4 protein-coding genes and 1 pseudogene are annotated in these 6,108 nt (G+C 65.5%); 3 read left to right on the top strand and 2 right to left on the bottom strand.

From position 1 onward, the window contains the following. Positions 1-200, top strand: a pseudogene (locus ELR45_RS39820) (hypothetical protein); the annotation flags it as partial. Here ELR45_RS39820 and ELR45_RS31220 read toward each other — a convergent pair. Beyond that, on the bottom strand, positions 187-909 hold the full coding sequence (locus ELR45_RS31220; protein WP_129669773.1) for a M50 family metallopeptidase: 723 nt from the start codon (positions 907-909) through the stop codon (positions 187-189). The pseudogene ELR45_RS39820 and the gene ELR45_RS31220 sit on opposite strands and share 14 nt — an antisense overlap. Positions 910-1,297: 388 nt before the next feature. Between ELR45_RS31220 and ELR45_RS31215 the strand changes: the two genes are divergently transcribed. Further along, positions 1,298-2,320 (top strand): LacI family DNA-binding transcriptional regulator, encoded by a 1,023-nt coding sequence (locus tag ELR45_RS31215; protein WP_129669772.1) that lies wholly within the window; start codon positions 1,298-1,300, stop codon positions 2,318-2,320. Between the two features lie 494 nt (positions 2,321-2,814). On the opposite strand, the gene ELR45_RS31210 is transcribed toward ELR45_RS31215, so the two are convergent. Beyond that, positions 2,815-4,833 (bottom strand): glycoside hydrolase, encoded by a 2,019-nt coding sequence (locus ELR45_RS31210; protein ID WP_129669771.1) that lies wholly within the window; start codon positions 4,831-4,833, stop codon positions 2,815-2,817. A gap of 365 nt (positions 4,834-5,198) precedes the next feature. Between ELR45_RS31210 and ELR45_RS31205 the strand changes: the two genes are divergently transcribed. Continuing rightward, positions 5,199-6,108: ABC transporter substrate-binding protein (locus ELR45_RS31205; RefSeq protein WP_165368258.1), on the top strand; the 910-nt coding region annotated here is incomplete at its 3' end.

Below are 6,108 nucleotides of genomic sequence, written 5' to 3'. Positions count from 1 at the left end.
CATGGTCGGCGACCTATACGGCGACGCACAGCCAGGATCCCGACGGGGCGGAGCTGTGCGTGTGGTCACGGAACGGTCAGCCGAGCCTGGCGCCGGGCGCGGGGGTTCCCTGCCCCGTGTGCGGGGGTTTCCGCACGGCGGTGACTCCTCGGCCGGCGCTACGGACGCTGGCCCGGCCCACGCCGTTCACCCCAGAGTGACGTCGAGCACGTCGAGCAGATTCGCGACGCCGTACCAGGCTGCTGCACCGATCACGACGAGAAAGGTGAACAGCCAGAAGCCGCCCGGCAGCATCCGCAGCCGTCGGCTCATCAGGTAGGCGTCGGAGCGGGTCATCCCGCGCCGCGTCATATGGCTGCGGGATACGGCCCACCATGCGCGTACCGCCCCGACGATCATCAGCCAGCCGAACGCGAACACCACGACGTTCAGCGCCCATGGCTCGCCGAACCACGCGACGGACCCGAGCAGGACGCCCGTGGCCAGAACCACGCCGACCGTGTGCCAGCTCCTGGAGAACAGGAACGTCAAGGCCAGACCGCCGACGAGCACCCACAGTGCGACCCGCGACCATCCGTCCGACACGGCCCACATCAGCGCGGCGCCGACCACGGCCGGCGCCGGGTATCCCCACCACATCGTCCACAGCACCCGGAAGGTGCCCTTGCCGGCGAAGTTCGTCGCACCGGACATATCGCTGTTCACGGTGATTCCATGCAGCCGGTATCCGGCCACGACGGCCGCGAGCGCGTGTCCGATCTCGTGCACGATGGTCACCGGGTAGCCGACGACGTTCCATGTGCTCCGGTGGATGGCCAGGCCGATCGCGAGCAGCGCAACGACCAAGACCTGTGCCTCGTCCATCGAGCCCAGCGTCTCGTCCAGCCGATAGTCGTCCAGCCCAAACACCCGGCCGACACTACGCCACCGACCCTCGGCCAAGGTCACCGCATCAGATCGCCGCTCACGCCACGGTCGCCTCGGTGGTCAGCTGCGTGGTATGTGTCGACGACACACGAGCTTCACCCTGCTGACGAGGCTCAGGAGGGTTGTGAGTGTCACCGTGGTGTTCCGTCCGCATGGGTGCCGCCTCACTTGATTCACGACAATTTTCGGCCGTAGCATGCGACCTTTCGGCCCGCGGCGGCAGCGTATCAGCAGTCAAAAGCTGACGCGGTAGGTATATTTACCCCGCACCGGTCGACATATGCCGCACCGTGTCGCCGGAATTTTCAAGGGACAATCGGAAGCGTTGCCGGCAACGTTCGCATTGCGCATTGGGGCGATAATGTGAGTCATGGATGTCAACGGCGAGCACAAGGTGACTATCAGCGCCATCGCCAAGGAGGCGGGCGTATCCGTGCCGACAGTCTCCCGGGTGGTCAACGGCCGGTCCGACGTCGCCCCCGGGACGCGACGCCGGGTCGAAGACCTGCTCCGGCAGCACGACTACCGTCGCCGTGCCTCGCGAAACCGAAACAAGGCCCGTCTGATCGACCTGGTCTTCAACGACTTGGACAGCCCGTGGTCGGTTGAGATCATCCGGGGCGTGGAGGACGTCGCGCACAGCGCCGGCGTCGGCACCGTCGTCTCCGCGATCCACCGCAAGTCCGAACCCACTCGGCAGTGGCAGCAGAACCTCCGGGCTCGTGCCTCCGACGGCGTCATCATGGTGAACTCCACCCTGGACTCCTCGGCCCAGGACGAGCTGCGCCGGCTCAACGTCCCGCTGGTCGTCGTCGACCCTGCTGGAGGGCCGAGCCTGGCCGCGCCCGCCGTCGGGGCCACCAACTGGGCGGGAGGTCTCTCCGCCATGGAGCACCTGCTGGAACTCGGCCACCGCCGCATCGGCATCGTCTCCGGCCCTCGCGCGATGATGTGCAGTCGAGCCCGGCTCGATGGCTACCGGGCCGGGCTCGAAGCGGCCGGGCTCGCCATCGACGAGAAACTCCTCTGGGAAGGCGACTTCTACCACGAGTCCGGGTTCGCCGGCGCGCAAGCCTTCCTGCGGAACCCGGAACCGCCGACCGCGATCCTGGCCTCCAGCGACCAGATGGCCATCGGCGCGTACGAGGCCGTCCGGCAGAGCGGCCTCCGAGTGCCGGACGACGTCAGCATCGTCGGTTTCGACGACCTTCCCGAGGTCCGCTGGGCGTCTCCGCCGCTGACCACCGTACGCCAGCCCCTCTCCGACATGGGCGCCGTCGCGGCCCGTACCGTCCTTCGCCTCGCCGCCGGTGAACCGGTGGACAGCCCACGCCTCGAGCTGGCCACCAGCCTTATCGCGCGGGAGAGCACAGCCCCGCCCAAGCTCAGCTGACCACCACAGTCACCGAGCAGCACCGCACAGTCCACCGGCTCACCCCGTAGACGGACTACCGCACTCACCCCAAGCCCAGCTGATCACCACAGACACCGAACAGCACCGCACAGTCCACCGGCTCGCCTCGGGAGGCAGGCGGTAGATTTCCTCCGCGGCTGGGCCTCCGGCGGCAATGTCCCGTGCTGGCCGCCCTGCGTCGCGCCGTCGGCCTAAGTGCCGCTGCCGGAATTCCACCGCCCGCCCCTTCTCAGGTCACTTCCCGTACTTCCCGGCTGGGTACACCCCGGCTTGAGCCGCACTTGGGGTCCGCTGATGCTGCAATCTGTGTCGGATGCTGCAATCCGTGTCGTATTGGGCCGCGAAATGCGCCCTATGCGGTACAGATCGTGTCATCCGACACGGATTGCAGCATCAGCAACCACGCCTCGTGTCGGGACACGAGACCCGGCCGAGATACGAGACCCCCGGCCGGGCCCGCGTTGTCCGGTCTCTTAGTCGCTGAACTCGAAGACGTCCACGTTGAACATCCTCAGGTTGTTCCGCGGGTCGCTGTTGAACACGAGGTACATGTCGTGGAATCCGTACGCGCCGTCGTCGGGGTTCGTATCGATATCGGTGGATACGGTTGTCCATTCGCACGATTCCCAGGGGCGCCGGCAGGCCTGCGGGTCGTTGGCCGCCGGTACGTTCATCTCGCCGACGACCGGGCCGGTGCGCGGATCGTCGAGGCGGACCTCGATGGTGCCGCCATGCATGGGGGCGACCCGGGCGTGCATGCGCAGCTCGCCCTTCTGCTCCAGGAAGCCGGCAGCGGAGCCGTCGGCGAAGTTGACGTTCGTGTACTCCAGGTACCTGCCGTTGTGGATGTTCGTGACCACCTGTCCCCCATGGCGGTCGTCGTGCACTCTCAGGCCCCGCGACATGCGATCGCTCTCCTCGGCCGGATAGGTGGAGAAGACATCCTTGACGTCGGGGAGTGCGGGCAGCTCGAAGCTCTCCGGAATGAACGTGGTGACGCTGGACCCACGCAGCGTCGTCGTGACCGATCCGTCGATGACCGGCGCGTCGTCGAGCTTCTCGAGGTTCTCGCTGGCCGATGTCCGGTAGGGAGCCACTGACCGGGTGCCGGCCGGGAAGCCCTCGAGGTCGAAGCGGATGGTCTGGTCGCTCGGACTGTTGTTGACGGCGACGATGGTGAAGTTGCCCGTCTCCGGATCCTTGTACGCCGTGGTCAGCACGTCGTCGGAGGGGTCGTCCGCGTCGACCATGACATACCCCGGCTCGAGGAAACGACTGTAGTTGCCGAGGGCGTAATAGCGCTTGAAGGTCCGGAACTCACCCGTCTCGGTCGGGTTGCCACCCTGCGGCGAGCCGTCGTTGACCAGCCGGATCAGGTTCGATCCGTCGGCCCCGCTGTTCGACGCCGGCCACCACCAGAAGTACGCGTTGAGGTCGACAAGGTCGAACATGTTGCCGATCACGTTCGCATACCGCAGTCCATCGGTGATGGTGTTGTTCTCGTAGATACGATCCTGCGGCGCACCCTGGTTCATGTACTCCGTCTGCCACACCGTCTTTCCGAGGGCGTTCGAGGTGGTCCACTCGGACGGGTCCGGAGCGGTCGCGTCGTCCACGAGGCCGGCGTAGGCGTGCGCGGCGACCACGCCGACGTCGTCGACGGTGGCCGGATCATTCAACGCGGGACGCGCGTACTCTTCGCTGAACTCGATCGCCTCCCCCAGAACGATCTCGGCGTCGACATTGCGCTCGTCAAAGGTCGGGGCGAGGTAGTCCCGGACGAACACGTTGAGCTCTTCGGGTGTCCACAGGCTGCTCGAGTAGCCACCGCTGAAGTCGGGCTCGTTGGCCGGGGAGATGTAGTCGATGTCGATGTCGAAATGCTCCGAGTACCCCAGCACGTACTCGGCGAGGTAGTCCGCGTACTCGGAGTACATGTCATCCCGGAGCCGGTTGGGCGGCGCATCGGATCCCTGGTCGATGACGCTCTCGTTCTCCTTCATCCACGCCGGCGGGCTCCACACGCTGGCGAAGAACGTGTCCACGCCACGCTCCTTCGCCTCGTTCATCAACCAGATCTGGTACTCGTCGAACTCGTCCTTGACTTCTTCCCAGTCCGGATCGTCCCAGACAAACTCGTCCTGAGCGGGCTCGATGGTATCCGTCGGACCGTCGTAGATGTCGTCGCCCCATTCGTCGATGCCGCCGTCACCGACCATCACACGGACGATGTCCATCCCGATCCCGTCGTCCTGATTGAAGATCATGTCCAGGATCCGGGTCCGACCCGGCTCGTCGAGCCGTTGGATCGAGCCTGCCTTGTTGAAGGTGAACGAGCCGCCGAATCCGTCGACATGCTGACGTTCATCGTTCCAGCGGACTGCGCTGACCGGCACATGCGCCGACGTGTCGTCTCCGGATGCGGGGAATACGCCCATCGCCAAGACTGTGCTCGAGCCGACGGCGAGGGCATAGGCGGGCGTAGGTCTCATCTGGGGTCAACCTTCCTAGCATCGTTGCTGTGCAGCGGTTATGACCTGATGCGGCGGAGCTTGCCGCGGTCACCTCCCTTTGCTGCGCTCCAAGCAGCTGACGTCTGGGCATAGGCTCCGATAACTTCCGGAACTATTACTGAACCGACGGTACTCGGAAATCCGAAAACACACGAGATTGCGTTTTGATCGCAGACCCATATCTGGGGGTTGACCTCGCCAGACGCGCGGCAGTAACGTGCCGGAAACTACCGGAACTAACCTGCTGCGCACGCTTCATGTGTGCCGCCGACGTGGCTACGCACACGCGTGGTCACACCACGATTGGTCAGAACGTAGGGCCTTCGTCAGGGAGGACGAAGAAGATGACAGCATCGACAACCGTTCCGCGCAGAACGATCGGCCGCCGCACATTCCTCGCAGCCCTCGGCGCCGGCGGCGCGGCACTCGCCACGTCCGCGTGCGGCGGCGACGACGATTCCGATCCGGCCGACCTTGAGTCGGAGGGCGACCCCGCGGAAGCCAGCGGCGAGATCGACGTGTGGGTCCTCAACGAGGACGCGCTCAACCCGGTCAGCCGGGAGTCATTGGACCGTTTCTTCGACACACCGGACTCCAACGTCACAGGCAACCTGATCGACGAGCCGAACGAGAGCTACCGTGATGTGCTCCAGACCATCATCGACACCGATCAGCGGCCGGATGTCTTCTTCAACTGGGGTGGCGGCAGCATTCGCTCCTATGTCCGCGCCGGATTGGTCGAAGACCTGACGCCGTACTTCGAAGAAGACCCAGAGTTCCGGGACACATTCCTGCCGTCAGTGCTGGAGGCCGGTCAGATCGACGGTGCCTACTACGGCATTCCCATGCGGACCATGCAGCCCAAGCTGATGTTCTACAACACCGCCGTCTTCGACGAGGTGGGGGTGGACGTCCCCACTACCTGGCAAGAGTTCCTCGACGCGGCCGCCGCGTTCGTCGACGCCGGGATCACGCCCGTCTCGGTCGGTGGCGCCGACGCGTGGACGCTGCTGATGTGGGTCGAATACCTCACCGACCGGATCGGCGGCGAGCAGGTCTTTCTCGATATCGCGGAAGGCACCGGTGAAGGCTGGCGGCACCCGGCCATCGGCGAGATGGTGACCACCATCCAGGACCTCGTCGACCGTGGCGTCTTCGGCAGCGCTTTCGCCTCCGTCACCTACGACGACTCCGGACCACTGCTGGAGGATGGCCGCGCCGCGATGATGCTCTCGGGCAGCTGGGAGTACACCA

The sequence above is a fragment of the Phytoactinopolyspora endophytica genome, assembly GCF_004138495.1.
Lineage (GTDB): Bacteria > Actinomycetota > Actinomycetes > Jiangellales > Jiangellaceae > Phytoactinopolyspora > Phytoactinopolyspora endophytica.
This window is presented reverse-complemented; position numbering and strand designations above follow the sequence as displayed.